This is a genomic window from Streptomyces sp. NPDC055287 (assembly GCF_053646035.1).
Window position 1 is genome coordinate 39,821 of record NZ_JBSHNE010000021.1, and the last position, 16,717, is coordinate 56,537.

Below are 16,717 nucleotides of genomic sequence, written 5' to 3' on the forward strand. Positions count from 1 at the left end.
TTCAACGTGCCGGGCCGCAACCCAGACGGGCTTGTCGCGCAGCAGGTACCAGATGCCGTTGCCGTCGATGACCTGGGCACGGACCTTGCTCTAGGCTGGCGGAGCCCATGCCACCCGGGCAAGTGTGTGTTGGCCCCGTGCCGGGACGAGCTTGTGGGCCGGTTGCAAGCGGCCCACATCCCATCGCACCCCGCTGCCGGCTTCCCGGCCCCGCTCTGCGGTGGCGAGGGCCATGTGTCGAATGGCCGTCGGACGGTTGCTGGTGTCGGTATTGGCGTGGGCGCCGAGCCCGTCGAGGACGACCAGGATCTTGATGGCCGTGACCAGGGGGCCGTCCGTGCGGAACTCGCCTCGTTCGGCACCGTCGCGGATGAGCCCTTCGAGGCGTGCACGCCAAACGGTTTCCTGAGCGGCGACGCGGTCGGACGGGACCGGTCGGTAGCGGCTGAGGTGCCGGGCGTTGAGCCACAGCCGGCGGATGTTGTCGTACGCCTCCCCTGTGGCGTGCGCGAAGAAGCGGGCGAGGTGCCGCGTCGGGCTGCTCGGCCGGGATCAGGGCGTCGAGTTCGGCACTCGCGGCATCGCCGAACGCCTCGGCCACCAGGTCGTCCACGACGGGGAAGTAATGGCTGATCAGTCCCGGGCGTATGTCGCGCTCCTCGCCGATCCGCCGCAGAGTGATGCACTCGAGTCCCTCGGTCAGGGCGATACCGGCGGCCGAGGCGACGATTTCCGCACGTCGCTCGGCCGGATCCTTTCGATTTCGTTTGCGCTGGATGCCGGACGACATGACCCACACGACCGGTCGGCGGCGTACACATCGACGCAGGCTGCGCCGGGGCCCGCATGCAGGGGCCGGAGCGAACCGTACCTGTTGCAGGACTGATGCGACCGATGAGGCGCGAGAACGACACCCCGCACAACCAGAACGGACCTTGCCGAGAGCAGCGAGTCGGACTGGCCACAGCGGGCGGAACTGATGTGCGCCCGGGGGGAATCGAGAGGACAGGATACTGGAGCGCAAGTCGCCGTTGAGGACGTCCGCCAGGAATTGTGTGGCTGTGAGCTGATGGTGCTCCCAGCGTTCACCACGTGCTTCGTTCACCATGACGGTCCACTCGGCAGGATCGGTATCTGGCCGCACGAGCCAGTAGAGGCATTCACCGTTGTCTGTGGTCGCCCAGGGGATGACTCGAGAGCCCACGCCCTTGAGTTCTTCCGGCCTATTCTCAAATTCCCAAAGTCCTTCAAGGGCTTCAGCCTGCTGGTCCTCCCACTCGATGAGGTCGTAGCTGTCGTTCGGGCAGCCTGGCTCCAGGAGGTTCAGCGCTGTCCGCGTGCTGGTTGTGGCATCGAGCGCCGTGCACTCTGCTTGTGAGCCCACCGGACACCGCACCGCGCGCCGTCCGGAGGCGTGGAGCGACGCCCCCTTATGAAGCTGTGGGGTCAGAGCTTGTTGAAGCACATCGTGTAGTCGAACCCGCGGGTTTCCGTGTGCTGAATGCCGTAGTCGAACTTCGGCCCGCACTTCATGTCCTGGCCGGGAAGGATCTCGCCCGTCTTGTACTGGGCTGCGGGCGAGTCGCAGTCCACGATGGTCGGCACCGGTTCGCCCTGGGGGTCCTTGATCTCGACGCAGTCGCCGGGCTCCGGCGCGTGTGTCTTGTCCTCTTCGTACTGGGCGCGCCCTGCGGCTTCCTTCTTCGCCTGGCCGCCGTTGGGATTGGTGTTGTAGTCCCACACGTAGTAGCCCACGCCACCGAAGACTGCCAGGACGAGGAGAGGGCCGAGCAACCTCTGCAGCGGACTCACCTGCCGCGGCCTGTTCGGGCCGCCCGGCGGCGGCTGCTGGGGCTGCCCGTACGGGTGCTGCTGCGGGTGGTTCTGATAGGGCGGCGGTGCGGACATGGTGGTCCCCCGTGGGATATGTGCGAGAAGGAAGGGCCAACGAGACGTTGACCGATGAAGGCTACCTTTCGACATCTGACGGCCCACCAGCCACCCTGGTTCGTGTGCAACGGGAGCCGAGCCCATGCCTCCTTGCCATCACTGACAGCGTCGGCGTAAGGACCTATTCCGCGATGTACCCGGTGGTGGGGTCCACCTGTCGCAGGAACCCTCGCGCGGCTTCCTCAAGCTCCGCCGCACCCAACGTCACTCCCCCGTGCACCGCAGCCGTGAAGCCATACGCCGCGTTCGGGCCCGATTCCCACGCGAAGTCAAACACTCCACTGTTGCCGGCCCGTTGGGTAACGGTGAAGTGTTCACCGTCCACGACCGACAACATCCCACACCCCCTCCCGTGTCGTCTGCACTGCCCGTGCGATGTGCTGCGCGCTCTCGCTCAGCTGCCAACGGCCTTTACCTTCGCGTGGAGTTGCTCGAGGGTGGGCCACAGGACGGCGAAGGGTCCGGCCGCCTCGCAGGCTGCACCCGGGGTCGACTCCCCGGGGTTCGGGTGAGTTTTCCCTTCACCCGCTCGACGCGCCCTCCGGCCATTCCAGAGATCTACGGGCGGTCCTTGGCGCCGCCGAGACGGTCGACGACGGTTTCGCCGACCGTGGCGAACGCGTCGATCTGCTCCGGGGTCAGCAGGTCGATGAAGTGTCTGCGCACCGACTCCACATGCGGTGGCGCCGCCGCCTCGATCGTCCGCAGCCCCTCGTCGGTGAGGGTGACCACCGAGCCCCGGCCATCCGTCTCGCATTCCTCGCGCACGACCAGTCCCCGCTGTTGCATGCGGGCCAGATGGTGCGACACGCGACTTCTGGACCAGAGCATCCGGTCCGCGAGCTCGCTGATCCGCCGACGGTGGTCAGGACTGTCGCTCAGCGTGGACAAGACGTCGTAGTCGGGCTCAGAGAGCCCGCTGTCTCGTGCGAGGTCGCGCGAGAGCTGGGCGTTGAGCAGGAGGAACATCCGGCGGTACGCCTGCCATGCGCGCTGTTCGCGATCGGTCAGCCAACGTTGGTCCTGGTTCACGTCTCCACCCTACGCGCCTTTGATTGACACGTCACTTACATGGGCTTACCTTCTGAGTGACACGTCAACTACATGGAGGCGTTCATGGCGCTCACCGCCCCTCACCGAAAGGGTTCAGCAGACCGGCAGGGTTCACGGGACCGGCAGGTGCACGGCGTCCCGGCCTCGCGCAGACTGCTGCACCTCTACGCGGGACTCACGCTGTTCGGCGTGAGCGTCGCCCTCCTGGTGGCTGCGGGCCTGGGTGTCCCCTCGTGGGACGTCCTCCATCAGGGCATCTCGCGCAGCACCGGCCTGCCCTTCGGCTGGGTCGTGAACGGCGTCGGCGCCCTGGTGCTGCTGGCCTGGATACCCCTGCGGGAACGCCCCGGCATCGGCACGATCAGCAATGTCGTCGTCGTGGGACTGGCCGCCGACGCCGCGCTGAGTCTCCTGCCCGAACCCGACAGCCTCGCCGTTCGCGTACCCCTGCTCCTGGTGGGTATCGCGCTCAACGCGGTGGCGACCGGCCTCTACGTGGGAGCCGGCCTCGGCCCGGGCCCGCGGGACGGACTGATGACCGGCCTGGCCCGCCGCGGTGTCTCGATCCGGGCGGCGCGCACCGCGATCGAAGCGGTGGTCCTGGCCGTCGGCTGGCTGCTGGGCGGCACGGTCGGCGTGGGCACCGTTCTGTTCGCCGTGGCCATAGGTCCGCTCGCCCAGCTCTCCATCCGCCGCTTCGCCCTCACCCCGTAAAGGATCCGCCGCCATGCCCCGTCTGCACATCCTCTCCGCCAGCACACGCCCCGTGTCCGCCGGTCGCCCCCTGGCCCGCTGGATCGCCGAACTCGCCCGGGCCCGTGAGGGATTCGACGTCTCCCTGATCGATCTGGGCGAGGTCGGGCTGCCCTTCCTCGACGAGCCCGAGCACCCTTCCAGCGGTCGCTACGTCCACCAGCACACGAAGGACTGGAGCGAGACGATCAGCGCCGCCGATTCCTTCGTCTTCGTCATGCCGATGTACAACGGAGGCTTCAGCGCCCCACTGAAGAACGCCCTCGACTTCCTGTCCCGCGAATGGCAGGACAAGCCGGTGGGCCTCATCAGCTACAGCGCCGGAGGTTCGGGGGGCGCTCCCGCCGTCGAGATGATCCGGCCAGTGCTCGGGCGACTGGGCATGCGCCCTGCGGCGGAAACCCTGTCCGTTGCCGGGATCGAGGAGCGCGTCGGCCCGGACCAGCGCTTCCGGGGCACCCCGGACCTCGCCGGGCAGGTCGAGGCCGTCCTCGACGGGGTGGCGGCGTTGCTCGCCGCGCCTCAGCCGGCCACCGTGTGACGGACGATGGGTAACGGGCTGTCGCGGGCAGGCGAGGCCTGATGCGTCACCCGTCCGCGGCGACCTCGGCCTCCCAGCGCAGCAGGTCTCCCGGCTGGCACTCGAGCACCTCGCAGAGCGCGGCGAGCGCCGCGAAGCGCACCTCCTTGGCACGGCCGTTCTTGAGCACCGCCAGGTTGGCGGGCGTGATCCCGACGCGGTCCGCGAGCTCGCCCACGGACATCTTCCGTTTGGCGAGCATCACATCGATGTCCACGGCGATCGGCATCAGATGACCTCTTCCAACTCGGCCTGCATCTGCGCCGCCTCGACGTCGCGCGCGACGGCCTGAGCGAGCAGCATCCGCAGGACGAGCACGATGAGCGCGACCCCCAGGATGGCCACGACAGCCCCGCACATCAGCAGGACGACCCCCAGCACCACGAGCACGGCCCGCGGCGCAAGCGCAGCGCTGGTCGCAAGTCGCCCCCGCCTCGACCCCGTGAACAGCCTGCCCCGTCGAGGGGGGCGCCGGAGACGAGGCCGACAGCTCGCGGCGCCGCAGGGGCGGCCACCCTCGGGCCGCCGAACCTCATACCCGGCGCCCGGACAACTTCTGTGACCAGAATGGAAGCCGGACGGGGGCCGGGCAACGCGGGGAGCGATGAGTTCGCGACTCCGGCCCGGTCCTTACCAGTGACGGCCCCGGACGGGCCCCTACCGCCAGAGGGCCGTCGGGCCCGAACGGCCCGACGGCCCGGATGAGTGACGACCGCACCCAGGAGGCGATCATGTTCGGTACGACGAAGGCGTTCAGCGGCTTCTCGGTGGACGACATCGAGGCGGCCAAGGCGTTCTACGGTGAGACTCTCGGCATCAAGGTCTCGGAGGAGAACGGCCTGCTCACGCTGCATATTGCGGGTGATCGGGACATCCTGATCTACCCCAAGGACGACCACACGCCGGCCACGTACACGGTGCTCAACTTCCCTGTCGACGACATCGAGGCAGCCGCCGACGGGCTCGCAAGCCAGGGAGTTACCTTTCTGCGCTACGACCATCTGCCGACGGACGAGAAAGGTATCTTCCGGGGCGGGGGCCCTCTGATCGCGTGGTTCGCGGACCCGGCCGGCAATGTGCTGTCCGTCCTCCAGGCACCTTCGTAGACCCAGCCCCGGCACCACACCTGATCAGGGGCCGCCGGTGTGACCGCGCCTGCCGAAGCGCCTGCCGCCCCACGTCCATGGACGGCAGGTGCGCCCGACTCTCGGGACGTGGCGCCCGCGCCAGAGGCAGCTTGGGTGTCATGCAAGAGCGCGTGAGCCAAGAGGCCGCCCGCGACCTCACCACCGCAGCGGCCGTCGGCGCCCGCACCGTCTACGTCGTCGACCGCTACCCGTTGGACGAGATCGCCCAAGCCCACGAACGCGCCGACGCCGGTGGCCGCGGCCGCGTACTGCTCACCCTCGCCCAGTAGCGCACGGTGCTGCGCCTTCGGCTCCGCCGCCGACTCACCCACGGCAGCATGATCGTCGTCGGGCGGTGCAGGACGCGTCACAGCGATCTGAGGGACGCAGAGTGGGAGCGCCCTACGGTCAGCGACGAGAGGGGAGGAACAAGCTGCTTCCGCCCGCAGGACAAGACTTGGCTGGAGACCATAGAAATGCCGCCGGCCGCCCCTCGTGCATCAGCGGTCAGCCTGCCAGCATGCTCACCATGGACCAAGCGTTGAAGACCCTGGAGCACGAATTCCGTTCCGAGCCCGGCAGCTTCTTGCTGGGACTGCGCACTGAACTGGTATGGGACCGGGACGGCTTCTCCAGGCTGGAGAGAGCCATGCGCACGGTGTGCGAACGCCTGCAGGAATCAGAGCAGCTCCCTCGATGGCTCGCAGAGGGCTATTACCACGTAGCCACCGACGTTCCCTCCTGGACGTCCCATTCGAATTTCCCCAGGCCGCAGCCGGACGACCACTACGTCGCATGCATGGAGCGGTTGACAGACCTGGCGGACTGGTTTTTCCGGGGCGAGCACGCTTACCTGGAGCCGCACGCCTGGTCGGATCTGTAGAGCCGCACAACCAGGCCCGTGTCGTGGATGACGAGCCGAACCGGCCGGCCGGTCGCGATCGCTTGGACTACGAGTGCCTGGTCGACGATCTCGCCGTCGGCGCTGGGAAGCCGATTGTGGCCGGCCAGGGCAGACCATTCGCCGTACTCCGTCACAGGACGCGCCGGCGTCCAGCAGGCAGGCATGTTGCCACTCGGTGGTCGGTGGTGGCCGGTCACCTCGCCGCGTCGCCGACGCGGCCCGGGCGCGAGGGGAAGGTCGTCGGTGCGTCCTGTGGTTCCGGTCACTCCGGCTGCATGTCCGGATGTGACAGAGAATCGTCATTGCGGCCATGTGCGGTGGCCGTGAGGATGGGTTCATGCCCAGTTCGCATCGTGTCGTCATCGCGGTCTTCCCCGATGTCGACCTCCTCGACGTCACCGGCCCGGCCGAGGTCTTCGCCCTGGCCAACCGGGAGACCGCAGGCCGCGTCGACTACCAGGTCCGCCTTGCCGGGCCGGTCGCCGGCGCGGTGCGGACGTCGGCGGGTGTGCGGTTGTTGGCCGATCTGAGCTTTGACGAGGTCGGCGGGCAGGTGGACACCCTACTGGTGCCCGGCGCGGTCGACATGACCGACGACGGCCCCACCGCCCGCATCGACGCCGATGTCGTGGCCTGGGTGAAGGAGACCGCCCCGCGGGCCCGGCGGGTGGCGTCCGTGTGCGTGGGTGCGCACGTGCTGGCAGCGGCCGGGCTGCTGGACGGGAAGACCGCGACAACTCACTGGTCGACCGCCGCCCAGCTCGCCGCCGACCACCCGGCCGTCACGGTCGACCCGGACCCGATCTTCGTACGCACCGACCGCGGCCGACTGTGGACAGGAGCCGGGATCAGCGCCTGCCTGGATCTCGCCCTCGCCCTGGTGGCCGAGGACCTGGGCGAGGACGTCGCACTGGCGGTGGCCCGGCAGCTGGTCATGTACCTCAAGCGGCAGGGCGGGCAGAGTCAGTTCTCCGTGCCGCTCAGCCGGCCCGCCACCGCTCGCCGCGACATCGACGAGCTGCGGCTTTGGATCGCCGAACACCTCGACGAGGACCTGTCGGCGGAGTCCCTTGCCACCCGGATGTGCCTCAGCGAGCGGCATTTCGCCCGCGTCTTCAGACAGGAGACCGGCGCCAGCCCCGCCGCCTACGTGGAAGCCGCACGGGTCGAGGTGGCCCGGCGCCTCCTCGAGACCTCCGACTGCCCGCTCGGCCAGGTCGCAGCTGCGGCCGGACTCGGCTCGGCGGAGACCCTGCACCGGGTGTTCAAGCGGCAGCTCGCCACCACCCCGGCTGCCTACCGCCGCCGCTTCCGCACCCATACCACCTGAGCCCCTCCCACCACCGGCATCCCCTGCCAGTACCGCAGGCAAGGCGGACAGCTTTGCCATGCGTCACTCCACCACGCCATGAGAGGCACACCCATGAGCATGCACCAGCCCTCCACGACCCTGCGCGACGTCATCGGCCTGGACAACCGGCCGCCCAAGCTGAGCGACTCAGTCCTGATCATGATCGACTTCCAGAACACCTATCGCACGGGCGTCATGGCACTCGAAGGAGCCGGGGAAGCCCTCGCAGCCGGAGCCCGCCTGCTGGAACGCGCCCGAGCCGCAGGCACCCCGGTCATCCACATCATCAACGACGGCGGCGAGAACACCCCCTACGACATCCATGCCCACATCGGCGCCATCAGCGACGAAGTCGCCCCGGCGGACGGCGAGGCGGTCGTGGTCAAGCACTTCCCCAACTCCTTCCACGCCACCGAACTGGAGAAGATACTGTCCGGCTTGGGCGTCGAATCCGGTAGCGGCAAGGACCTTGTGCTGGCCGGCTTCATGACGCACATGTGCGTCAACTACACCTCCCAGGGCGCCTTCAACCTCGGCTACCGCCCCACCGTCGTCGCCGAGGCCACCGCTACGCGCGCCCTCACCACCCCCGACGGCACCGTCCTGCCCGCCGCCACCCTCCAAGCCGCCGCCCTGACCACCATCACCGACCTGTTCGGCACAGTAGTCCCCACCGTCGACACCCTCCCCGCCTGAATCCAGAGCCGGCGATGCGCGGCAGGGACACCACGCACTGCCGCGCATCCAGCGCCAGTCGACACCACCGCGCGACTCGAGCCCCGTACGAGCGTCCGGCCAACTGTCGGCCATGGACGAGCTCGGCCATGGCAGGGCTGCGGTTGGCAGTGGCCAGAGGAAGCCACGCCGGCCCCCGGGCGGCTGGTGGCGTGCGCCGGCGCGGAAGCGAGGCCTCAGATGATCCGCCGGACAGGCCCTAACCGCCGGACCCGGCCCGCAACGCCGTATCCCGAATGGCGTTCACCAGGCCGGCAACAAGGTTCGCCCGCTCTACCATGGCCCCGATCACCAGGTACTCGTGGTCGGCGTGGGCGCCGCCCCCGACTGCCCCGAGACCATCGAGTGTCGGCACCCCCAGTGCGGCGGTGAAGTTGCCGTCACTTCCGCCACCGACTGCCTTGCCTTCGAGGCCCGGAAGCAACTGCTCTGCCACCGCGAAGAGTTCGGCCGAGGCCGACTCGGGCATCGGGGGCCGGCCGACAGCTCCCTGAACCGCGACCTCCGCCCCCTTGAGGTGCGGAGCCAGTGCCGCGAAGGCGGATTCGACCCGTTCTTTCTCGTCGGCCGACTCGACGCGGACATCGACGATGACGGTCGCCTCTGCGGGAACGACGTTGTCCAGCGTTCCCGCGGACGCGACGGTCGGGGTAACAGTCGTGCCGATGTCGGGCCGGCCAAGCGCTGCAATGTCCAGTACCTGGTGTGATGCCTCGATCAGCGCGTTGACCCCGGCTGCGGGCTCGAGGCCCGCGTGCGACGCCCGGCCCGCGACAGTGACCTGGAACGTACCGCAGCCTTTACGGCCGGTCTTCAGAGCTCCGCCATCAGCCGCGCCCTCGAGCACAAGTACGGCGCCGCAGGCAATGGCTCGTTCTTCGATGAGAGCGCGAGAGGATCGGGAGCCGACCTCTTCGTCGGCCGTCACCAGGATCTCGACGCCCGACCGGTCATCGAGTGTTGCCAGGCCGTGAACGGCCTGGACCAAACCGCCAAGCATGTCAAAGACCCCGGGGCCGGTTGCATGCCCGTCTTCGACCATGAACGGGCGGCGTTCAAGGGTGCCGAGCGGAAACACCGTGTCATGGTGACCGAGGATCAGAACTTTGAGATCGCCACCGGCCGACCAGTGGACGTGCGGCCCCGCTTCGCTCTCAACGAGGACGGCCTGCCCGCCGAGACGGCTCTCGATGACAGCGGCGACAGCTTTGGCCGATGTCGTCAAAGCGTCGAAATCGCGCGAGGGAGACTCGATCTCAACGAGTGTCCTGAGGTCCTCGATCATCGCGTCAACACTGGGATCGACGGTCTCGTGCATCGTCACGTGGCAAGGGTACTTGGTGACCCGTCACGGGATGGAGCTACCTACCGGGGCATCGAAGGCGACGCGGTACTCCGCGCGCGTCAGCGGTCGTCCACGTCGTGAATCAGGAGAGCGAACTGCACCCGGTTGTCGAGACCGAGCTTGGTCAGGATGCTGGAGACGTGGATCTTCACCGTTGTCACACCGATGAAGAGCTTCTCGGCGGCCTCGGCGTTGGTCAGACCCCTGCTGACCGCCAAGGCGACCTCCCGCACCCGGTCACCGACGACCGCCAGCCGCTCGCGGGCCACCCGTCGCCGCTCGTCGGCGTCCGACTCCACCGTCACGGCCGTGATCAGCTGATGGATCACGGACGGCGAAACGGCTGCGGCTTCTGCACCGACACGCACACCAAGGAGGCCGCGCACGCAGGTGAGACCTCGGTGCGCCTCAACCTGATCGCGGCCTGGCGGGAGGCCAAGGTATTCACCGATGCCGAGCGCGCTGCCCTGGAGCCGGCGGAGCAGGGGCCCGCACCGCCGACGCGGCCGGTGGCGTCACGGACGAGGCTGCGCCTCGCCGCCACCGTCACCCCGACGTCCTTGTCGAGGCCGAACGGGCGACGACCCGCTGCTCCGCCACACCTACAATGCCTTGCGACCCCAACAGGCCCTCGACGAACGCACACCAGGCGCGGCTTACCTCGCCGTCGAACACTGCGATTGGCGTATGACCTTTGGCGGAGTCGCCACTTGACTGGGAGGTCCTGACATGACCAGTAAGTTCACCGAGCTTGCGATCGACTGCGCCGATCCCCACGGTCTCGCCCGGTTCTGGTGCTCGGTCCTTGACTACGAGGTACAGGACGAAGACGACGTCATTGTCACCATTGGCTCCCCTATGGTTCCTCAAGGCAAGGACCACCTTGGCCCAGTGCCACCGACGTTGACATTCGCGCGCGTGCCCGAGGGCAAGACCGGCAAGAACAGGCTCCACCTCGACGTCAACCCAACCGACAGGGACCAAGACGAAGAGGTCCGTCGCCTGCTCGACCTGGGTGCTCGACACGCCGACGTCGGCCAAACGGGCGATGAAAGCTGGGTCACGCTTGCCGACCCGGAGGGGAACGAGTTCTGCGTCCTTGCGGGCCGCCGCCCCTGATCGGAGGCCGCACACCACGCCAGACCTACTTCCGCCGCAATCGAGGCCCGAGCCTGGGATTGGAAGAGGAGTGGAGGCTGTTCAGAGTCGATCACGACTGCCCGCTCGCCTGGGATCGGCCGGAAACGGTCAGCGCCGTCGGTCCGGTGTGCATGCGTGGCATCCAGTTCGCAGCGGGGAATGATCGCGCCTGGTCGAGTACGGGGCCGAGGGCGGCGAACGGCCTTGCGCCGGGCGTGGGCGTGTCGAGTGGCTGCCGTCGGACGGTGGCAGCGGAGGTGAGGGCCATTCCTTGGGCGCGGCTGTTCACCGAACCGATGCCGAGCAGGCAGCCCTGGGGCTGACCGAGCAGGGCACCCGCGTCGCATGGCGGTCGGGACAGCCGTCACGCCGCCCCGACCGCCGTGGAGTCAGCTGCGCAGGGGGCCTTCGCACGCATACGAAGACGTACCCGCACGGTTGTCGGGCCAGATATGCACCTCACCGAAGGAACAGTTCATGTCGGTGAGATTGTTCGAGGCGGCACCGGCTCGGTCGAGAATGAAGTGGTCGACCGTCTCGGACATGTCCTTGAATACCCGGCTCGCGTCTGCCGCGTCCGAGAGGCGGGCGGTGATCCGGCCGGTGCATGCGAAGCGCCGCTTGCCCGGTTCGCCGCTCTCGACGCAGTCGGGGTTCGCGGCCGTCGCGGACCGCAAGGAAGCGCGGACAGCGGCCACTGAGTCGTCCCTGAGCTGTGCGTTGGGCGTGTAGGTGGTGTTGGGTACGAACAGCTCGTCCACCTTGGCGATGTGTGTGTCCAGGAAGCCGTCGTACGCTCGCTGGAGCCCCGCGTCGCCACCCATCCGCGCTCGCCAGGCGTCGAAGGCCTGTGTGTCGTCCGCGCGCAGGTGGCGGTACATCTCCCTCAGCAACGCGGGCCGCTCGGTCCACAGGTACTCGAAGAACGTCCCGGCGTAGTTGTAGAAGCGGAAGCCGTCCCCGTCGTACGTGGCATGCAGCAGCTGGTCCACGCTCATCCGTGGACCGCCACCCGCCGTGTCGTTGATGATGCCGCGAACCAGGGACTTGCGTACGGCAATGCCGTCGTCGCGGGTGGCGCCGTCGAAGAACTCCGCGGTGCCCTCGTCCATGGCCGTGGTGCGGTCACCGCTGTACCAGGGCCCCTCGCCGAAGTAACCGGGTACCGCCCAACGGCCGTTGAGGTAGTGGACGTACTCGTGGCGGAACAGCTCTTCGAGCGTGAGCGAGGAGTCCTGCGGCACCCTGCGCTGATACGTGTAGAACGTCGCGCCTCGCTCGATGTAGACACCACCGTTCGCGGTGCCCATCCCGGTGAGGATGGGGTGGTAGTTCTCGTAGTCGGCCCGGGAGGCGTAGAGAACGATGTTGAGCGAGGAGTTGGTGTCGCCGGCCAGCGGCTCCAACGAGCCGAGTACGCGGTGGAAGTGCGCCTTGACCTGCTTGCTCGCGTAGTACAGCTGGTCGACGGTGGCACGGTCGAGCCCGGTGCGGACCTTGATGGCTCCGCCGTCATACGTGTACGTGTACGGAAAGATCCGACGCTCGATGTCCGCCTTGCAGACGCCGTACGACGCGCACGCCCCGTAGAAGTTGAGCCAGGACACCAGCGAAGCCCAGGGCGCGCGGCCGGCACCGAAGTTGCCTTCGGCGACAGGCAGTAGGGCGCCGAGGTCGGGTACGGTCCGCGCGGTGAGTTCGGCGATCTGTCCGAAGCGGCCGTACTCGCTCAGCGCATCGCGGACGACCCACTCGTTGACCGTGCCCTTGAGGTGGGTGTGGTTCACGAAGGCCCGGAAAGCGGCGCGGTACGAGGCGTTCTGCGTGACCACGTTGTGGAAGGCCGAGTCCCTGTTGCCGGGGTAGATGCCGAGGTAGTTCACGGAGAGGGCGGCCAGTGCGGCGCCACCCCAGGAGGCGTTGTCGTACTGGCCCTTGTGGTACTTGTCCATGGTGGCCAGGACCTTTTTGATCAGGCCCAGCTGACTGTGACGCAGGCCCGGGGCGCTGCCCGCGTAGAGGGTCTCGCGCAGACTCTCGGCGTTGGTCCTGGTGACATCGAAGGTGCGGGCGGCGGTGCCGAAGGCGTTGAGAGCGCGCCGCATGGCCTCAGTGGTCGGGATGTCGGTGACGTCGATCTCGGTGCGCGAGAAGTCGTGGTACGCCACGGCGTGGAGGTAGGTCAGCATCTCCAGCAGGTGGGTGGAGTTGCGGCCGTCGTGGGCGGCGGACCGTGCGGAGACGCGCCGGCTCACAGCCTGGACGTGGGCGTCGGACATGACGGGAGTCAGCCGGGCGTCCCACCTCCAGATGAGGCCGGCGAGACAGCCGTCCGCAGTGACCGCTTCGTCGGCGAGGAAGTCCGCGAACCGCTCGGGCGCGAGGCCGGTGATCCCGTCGAGAGTGCAGGGCACTCCGGCTGCGCCGGCGTCGTGACGGGCGGCGGCAGGAGGACTCTGCCGGCCGGGTGTCCGGCCCTGGGGAGATCCCCCCGGCGGCGGTGCGGGGGCCGGGGTGAACCTGGGGGCCCGGGCGAGACGGTCGACCTCCTCGTGCGGGTTCTCGCCGACGGGCCCTGGCCTCGCGTCATCGGCGGACGACGCCATGCCCGGCGAGAGGGGGCCGGAACGGGCAGCGAGGGTGACGGGTGGCTGCTGGCCGGACTGCTCGGTCCGGGCTACTTGCCCCAGAGGCGCGAGCAGTGCGACGGCGACGGCTGCTGCAAGCAGAGGCCGACGCAGGGATCTGAGCTGGGACACCAGTGGACTCCTGTCGGAGGGGGGTGCGACAGCGGTGCGGGAGCCGCGAAGTGCCCTGTTGCGTAAGGGGATTGAGGGCCGGGCACGACTGCGGTGTGCCGCGTAACATAGTAATGTGACATTGCACTGACAAGAGTCGCGGCCGGATTGGCTCATCCGGCCCGGTACGGAGCTCAGTTGAGAACCCCTGTCATGGCATGTGGGGGCGTGGCTCGCAGGGCTCGGCACTGGGCCGCCTGCGGTTCACCATCGCCCCAACCGCCCTCGGGCCGCAGCGGATTCGGCGGCGCCCGGCACTCTCGTCTCGGCGTAGCCTGAGGCGTGGCGCAGAGCCGGTGTGGGCCCGGAGCCGGGAAGCGCGATGCCCGGATGGCTTGAGGAGCAGTGAGGGGCGTGGATGTGACAGGGTGCGACTCTGAGGTCAACTCGTCTGCTGCACGCAGCCTCACCACCATGAGCGGTCCCCTACGGGATCCGCTGTTCTCCAGCGACCCCTACGAGACCTGTGCGCGGCTGCGGGACTCGGCTCCCGTACAGAAGGTGCCCACCGGATCCGAGGGGCGCTACAGCTATCTCGTCACCGGCTACGCGGAGGCCCGTGAGGCGTTCGCCGATGCTCGCCTCTCGAAGGACACCGCCCGCTTCTTCGCCGGGCAGCCGTCACGGCGAAATCTGCATCCCGCCGTATCCCAGAACATGCTTGCCACTGATCCCCCACAGCACACGCGGCTCAGGGGCATCGCCGCGAGGTCGTTCACCGCCGGTCCCGTCGCACGTATGCGCCCGTACATCACCGAGGTGGTCAACAGCCTGCTCGACCAATGGGAGCCAGGCGGACAGGCGGACCTCGTCGCGGGTCTGGCCGTGCCGCTTCCGGTTGCCGTGATCTGCCGGCTGCTTGGGGTGCCCGAGAACGACCGGCCCCTGATCTCGCAGTGGTCGAACGAGCTGTTCGCAGCCGGCGCGCCGCGAAGGATCGACGATGCCTCCCATGCCCTCGCCGGATACATGAAGAAACTCGTGGCATCAGCAGGCAGCGGATGCGGCGACAGTCTCCTGCACGACCTCGTCGCACGAAGCGCAGAGGGCGAGCTCGGCAAAGACGAGGTCGTCTCGCTCGCGGTGCTGCTGCTGGTGGCCGGCCATGAGACGACGACCAACTTCATCGGCAACGCAGCTCTGGCCCTCATGCAGCACCCGGCCTCATGGGCGAGAGTGCGGACGGAACCCGGGCTGATCGTCACCGCGCTCGATGAGCTGCTGCGCTTCGACTCCCCTGTGGGCATCGCCACCTTCCGATACAGCACAGAAGCTCTCACGCTCGGCGGGACTGAAATCCCCGCCGGGGTACCCGTGCTGATCGCTCCAGGAGCTGCCAATCACGACCCGTCCCGCTTCGCGGAGCCGCGACAACTCGACCTCGGGCGAGACGCGAAGGGCCACCTGGCTTTCGGCCACGGTATCCACCGGTGTCTGGGCGCCCCGCTGGCCCTGGCCGAAGGGGAGATCGCCCTTCGAGCGGTCCTCACCCGCTTCCCCGAGATGCGTCTCGCTGTCCCGAGCGAAGACCTGGAATGGCGACAAACGCGCCTGATGCGTGGTCTCACAGCCCTGCCTGTATCGCTGTAGCCGGCGCTGTTCAGTAGGGGGACGGCCTCCTCCCCGGCGTCTCGTCCGCTGGCGCTCAGGTCGCCTCGCGGGCTTCGTCGTATGCCTTACGGGCCTTCAGTACGGCGTCCATGCGCTGTTCGGTCCAGTTCGCCAGTGTCCGCACTTGTACGGCCGCCTCCCTGCCGAGCCCGGTCAGCGAATAGTCGACCCGGGGCGGGATCACCGGCTTGGCGTCCCGGTGCACCAGGCCGTCGCGCTCCAGCGTCTGCAGGGTCTGGGTCAGCATCTTCTCGCTGACCCGGCCGATGGAGCGGCGCAGTTCGCTGAACCGGTACGAACGCTCCTCCAGCGCGATGAGCACGAGGACTCCCCAGCGGCTGGTGACGTGCTCGAGGACGAGCCGATGCGGGCACATGGTGTCGTCGCCACCGACAAAGCTGCTTACTTTCATGTCAGTACCTTACTTCAAAGTGGGTACTTTCGATTCGATAGCACCCTCCGTAGGGTTAGTGGAAACCACCCCTGGAGGAGAAGCCACCCATGAGCATCGTCGTCACCGGAGCCACCGGAAAGCTTGGCCGCCTCGTCATCGACGGGCTGCTGTCGGCGCGGGTCCCGGCCGATCAGATCGCCGCTGTCGTACGCGACAAGGAGAAGGCGGCGGACATCGCCGCCTGCGGGGTCGAGCTGCGCATCGCGGACTACAGCGCACCCGAGACGCTGGAGGGAGCCTTCGCGGCGGGCGACCGTGTGCTGCTCGTCTCCGGCAGTGAGATCGGGCAGCGGGTGCCGCAGCACCGGGCAGTGATCGATGCCGCGAAGCGCGCGGGCGTCTCACTCCTGGCGTACACCAGCGTCCTGGGCGGTCCCGACGCCGACTTCGACCTGGCAACGGAGCACCAGGTGACCGAGCAGGCGATCCTCGGCTCCGGGCTGCCGTCCGTGCTCCTGCGCAACGGCTGGTACCACGAGAACTACACGGAGCACCTTGCTCCCGTCCTGGAGCACGGGTCCGTTGTCGCCTCGGCGGGTGAGGGCCGCGTCGCCTCCGCCTCGCGCGCCGACTACGCGGCGGCCGCCGTCACCGTCCTGACCGGCGAGGGCCATGAGGGCATGGCATACGAGCTGAGCGGCGACACGGCATGGTCCTTCGCCGACTACGCCGCCGAACTCACCAGGCAGTCCGGCCGGGACATCGCGTACGCGAACGTCCCCGCCGCACAGCATCTCGCGATCCTGACCGGTGCGGGCGTGCCCGCGCCCCTGGCCGCGATTCTCGTCGACGTGAACACGGCGGTGGAGCGCGGAATGCTGGCCAGGACCACCGGCGACCTGGCGCGACTCATAGGCCGTCCGACAACGCCGATCGCGGACGCGATCGCGGTGGCCCTCAAGAACTGAACTCGCCA

General features: G+C 68.3%; 19 protein-coding genes and 2 pseudogenes. 12 read left to right on the top strand and 9 right to left on the bottom strand.

What is annotated here, in order from left to right; all coding sequences use genetic code 11:
* Positions 1-460 precede the first annotated feature (460 nt).
* A complete protein-coding gene (locus ACWIHY_RS27010; protein ID WP_454378270.1) occupies positions 461-886 on the top strand; it encodes a hypothetical protein in 426 nt (141 codons plus the stop codon).
* A 560-nt stretch (positions 887-1,446) separates the two neighbouring features.
* On the opposite strand, the gene ACWIHY_RS27015 is transcribed toward ACWIHY_RS27010, so the two are convergent.
* The 3 genes from ACWIHY_RS27015 to ACWIHY_RS27025 form a co-directional block, all read right to left on the bottom strand.
* On the bottom strand, positions 1,447-1,908 hold the full coding sequence (locus ACWIHY_RS27015; RefSeq protein ID WP_454378271.1) for an LppU/SCO3897 family protein: 462 nt from the start codon (positions 1,906-1,908) through the stop codon (positions 1,447-1,449).
* A gap of 163 nt (positions 1,909-2,071) precedes the next feature.
* A complete protein-coding gene (locus ACWIHY_RS27020) occupies positions 2,072-2,275 on the bottom strand; it encodes a hypothetical protein (RefSeq protein ID WP_454378272.1) in 204 nt (67 codons plus the stop codon).
* A 233-nt stretch (positions 2,276-2,508) separates the two neighbouring features.
* A complete protein-coding gene (locus ACWIHY_RS27025; protein ID WP_454378273.1) occupies positions 2,509-2,982 on the bottom strand; it encodes a MarR family winged helix-turn-helix transcriptional regulator in 474 nt (157 codons plus the stop codon).
* A gap of 84 nt (positions 2,983-3,066) precedes the next feature.
* Between ACWIHY_RS27025 and yczE the strand changes: the two genes are divergently transcribed.
* Both yczE and ACWIHY_RS27035 read left to right on the top strand, forming a co-directional pair.
* Positions 3,067-3,717: a membrane protein YczE gene (gene yczE / locus ACWIHY_RS27030; protein WP_454378274.1), complete on the top strand. Its 651-nt coding sequence runs from the start codon at positions 3,067-3,069 to the stop codon at positions 3,715-3,717.
* Positions 3,718-3,730: 13 nt separating this feature from the next.
* A complete protein-coding gene (locus tag ACWIHY_RS27035; protein ID WP_454378275.1) occupies positions 3,731-4,297 on the top strand; it encodes an NADPH-dependent FMN reductase in 567 nt (188 codons plus the stop codon).
* Positions 4,298-4,343: 46 nt separating this feature from the next.
* Here the strand turns inward: ACWIHY_RS27035 and ACWIHY_RS27040 are convergent, their stop codons facing one another.
* Both ACWIHY_RS27040 and ACWIHY_RS27045 read right to left on the bottom strand, forming a co-directional pair.
* Complete coding sequence (locus ACWIHY_RS27040; RefSeq protein ID WP_454378276.1) at positions 4,344-4,565, bottom strand: helix-turn-helix domain-containing protein; 222 nt, start codon at positions 4,563-4,565, stop codon at positions 4,344-4,346.
* A pseudogene (locus tag ACWIHY_RS27045) lies at positions 4,565-4,750 on the bottom strand (DUF2975 domain-containing protein); the annotation flags it as partial. The gene ACWIHY_RS27040 and the pseudogene ACWIHY_RS27045, both read right to left, overlap by 1 nt.
* Positions 4,751-5,067: 317 nt before the next feature.
* On the opposite strand from ACWIHY_RS27045, the gene ACWIHY_RS27050 reads away from it, so the two are divergent.
* From ACWIHY_RS27050 to ACWIHY_RS27070, 5 genes are all read left to right on the top strand, one after another.
* Complete coding sequence (locus tag ACWIHY_RS27050; protein WP_454378336.1) at positions 5,068-5,442, top strand: VOC family protein; 375 nt, start codon at positions 5,068-5,070, stop codon at positions 5,440-5,442.
* A 140-nt stretch (positions 5,443-5,582) separates the two neighbouring features.
* Positions 5,583-5,753: a hypothetical protein gene (locus ACWIHY_RS27055; RefSeq protein WP_454378277.1), complete on the top strand. Its 171-nt coding sequence runs from the start codon at positions 5,583-5,585 to the stop codon at positions 5,751-5,753.
* Between the two features lie 230 nt (positions 5,754-5,983).
* Positions 5,984-6,346, top strand: coding sequence for a hypothetical protein (locus ACWIHY_RS27060; RefSeq protein WP_454378278.1), 363 nt, complete (start codon positions 5,984-5,986; stop codon positions 6,344-6,346).
* A gap of 358 nt (positions 6,347-6,704) precedes the next feature.
* Entirely contained in the window at positions 6,705-7,697 is a 993-nt protein-coding gene (locus ACWIHY_RS27065; RefSeq protein WP_454378279.1) for a GlxA family transcriptional regulator, read from the top strand.
* A gap of 93 nt (positions 7,698-7,790) precedes the next feature.
* Positions 7,791-8,414: an isochorismatase family protein gene (locus tag ACWIHY_RS27070; protein ID WP_454378280.1), complete on the top strand. Its 624-nt coding sequence runs from the start codon at positions 7,791-7,793 to the stop codon at positions 8,412-8,414.
* Positions 8,415-8,652: 238 nt separating this feature from the next.
* On the opposite strand, the gene ACWIHY_RS27075 is transcribed toward ACWIHY_RS27070, so the two are convergent.
* The gene (locus tag ACWIHY_RS27075; protein WP_454378337.1) at positions 8,653-9,771 is read right to left on the bottom strand and encodes a M20 family metallopeptidase; all 1,119 of its coding nucleotides are present in this window, start codon (positions 9,769-9,771) and stop codon (positions 8,653-8,655) included.
* An 86-nt stretch (positions 9,772-9,857) separates the two neighbouring features.
* Entirely contained in the window at positions 9,858-10,184 is a 327-nt protein-coding gene (locus ACWIHY_RS27080; RefSeq protein ID WP_454378281.1) for a LuxR C-terminal-related transcriptional regulator, read from the bottom strand.
* Between ACWIHY_RS27080 and ACWIHY_RS27085 the strand changes: the two are divergent.
* A pseudogene (locus tag ACWIHY_RS27085) lies at positions 10,137-10,354 on the top strand (carboxymuconolactone decarboxylase family protein); the annotation flags it as partial. The gene ACWIHY_RS27080 and the pseudogene ACWIHY_RS27085 overlap by 48 nt on opposite strands.
* Before the next feature lie 173 nt (positions 10,355-10,527).
* Complete coding sequence (locus ACWIHY_RS27090) at positions 10,528-10,917, top strand: VOC family protein (protein WP_454378282.1); 390 nt, start codon at positions 10,528-10,530, stop codon at positions 10,915-10,917.
* Between the two features lie 410 nt (positions 10,918-11,327).
* Here ACWIHY_RS27090 and ACWIHY_RS27095 read toward each other — a convergent pair whose 3' ends face one another.
* Positions 11,328-13,697: a collagenase gene (locus ACWIHY_RS27095; RefSeq protein ID WP_454378283.1), complete on the bottom strand. Its 2,370-nt coding sequence runs from the start codon at positions 13,695-13,697 to the stop codon at positions 11,328-11,330.
* A gap of 453 nt (positions 13,698-14,150) precedes the next feature.
* On the opposite strand from ACWIHY_RS27095, the gene ACWIHY_RS27100 reads away from it, so the two are divergent.
* Entirely contained in the window at positions 14,151-15,326 is a 1,176-nt protein-coding gene (locus ACWIHY_RS27100) for a cytochrome P450 family protein (protein WP_454378284.1), read from the top strand.
* Positions 15,327-15,381: 55 nt separating this feature from the next.
* Here the strand turns inward: ACWIHY_RS27100 and ACWIHY_RS27105 are convergent, their stop codons facing one another.
* Complete coding sequence (locus tag ACWIHY_RS27105) at positions 15,382-15,759, bottom strand: winged helix-turn-helix transcriptional regulator (RefSeq protein WP_454378285.1); 378 nt, start codon at positions 15,757-15,759, stop codon at positions 15,382-15,384.
* Between the two features lie 89 nt (positions 15,760-15,848).
* Here ACWIHY_RS27105 and ACWIHY_RS27110 point away from each other — a divergent pair, with 89 nt between their 5' ends.
* Positions 15,849-16,709 carry an SDR family oxidoreductase gene (locus ACWIHY_RS27110; RefSeq protein ID WP_454378286.1) on the top strand — a complete coding sequence of 287 codons (861 nt, stop codon included), beginning with the start codon at positions 15,849-15,851 and terminating at the stop codon, positions 16,707-16,709.
* The last annotated feature ends 8 nt before the right edge of the window (positions 16,710-16,717 follow it).

What these genes read in the sequence shown, in the direction of transcription:
- ACWIHY_RS27090 (WP_454378282.1), top strand. Translation starts at nt 10,528, where the DNA reads ATGACCAGTAAGTTCACCGAGCTTGCGATCGACTGCGCCGATCCCCAC.
- ACWIHY_RS27070 (WP_454378280.1), top strand. Translation starts at nt 7,791, where the DNA reads ATGAGCATGCACCAGCCCTCCACGACCCTGCGCGACGTCATCGGCCTG.
- ACWIHY_RS27110 (WP_454378286.1), top strand. Translation starts at nt 15,849, where the DNA reads ATGAGCATCGTCGTCACCGGAGCCACCGGAAAGCTTGGCCGCCTCGTC.
- ACWIHY_RS27060 (WP_454378278.1), top strand. Translation starts at nt 5,984, where the DNA reads ATGCTCACCATGGACCAAGCGTTGAAGACCCTGGAGCACGAATTCCGT.
- yczE (WP_454378274.1), top strand. Translation starts at nt 3,067, where the DNA reads ATGGCGCTCACCGCCCCTCACCGAAAGGGTTCAGCAGACCGGCAGGGT.
- ACWIHY_RS27055 (WP_454378277.1), top strand. Translation starts at nt 5,583, where the DNA reads ATGCAAGAGCGCGTGAGCCAAGAGGCCGCCCGCGACCTCACCACCGCA.
- ACWIHY_RS27050 (WP_454378336.1), top strand. Translation starts at nt 5,068, where the DNA reads ATGTTCGGTACGACGAAGGCGTTCAGCGGCTTCTCGGTGGACGACATC.
- ACWIHY_RS27035 (WP_454378275.1), top strand. Translation starts at nt 3,731, where the DNA reads ATGCCCCGTCTGCACATCCTCTCCGCCAGCACACGCCCCGTGTCCGCC.
- ACWIHY_RS27065 (WP_454378279.1), top strand. Translation starts at nt 6,705, where the DNA reads ATGCCCAGTTCGCATCGTGTCGTCATCGCGGTCTTCCCCGATGTCGAC.
- ACWIHY_RS27075 (WP_454378337.1), bottom strand. Translation starts at nt 9,771, where the DNA reads ATGCACGAGACCGTCGATCCCAGTGTTGACGCGATGATCGAGGACCTC.
- ACWIHY_RS27040 (WP_454378276.1), bottom strand. Translation starts at nt 4,565, where the DNA reads ATGCCGATCGCCGTGGACATCGATGTGATGCTCGCCAAACGGAAGATG.
- ACWIHY_RS27105 (WP_454378285.1), bottom strand. Translation starts at nt 15,759, where the DNA reads ATGAAAGTAAGCAGCTTTGTCGGTGGCGACGACACCATGTGCCCGCAT.
- ACWIHY_RS27100 (WP_454378284.1), top strand. Translation starts at nt 14,151, where the DNA reads ATGAGCGGTCCCCTACGGGATCCGCTGTTCTCCAGCGACCCCTACGAG.
- ACWIHY_RS27015 (WP_454378271.1), bottom strand. Translation starts at nt 1,908, where the DNA reads ATGTCCGCACCGCCGCCCTATCAGAACCACCCGCAGCAGCACCCGTAC.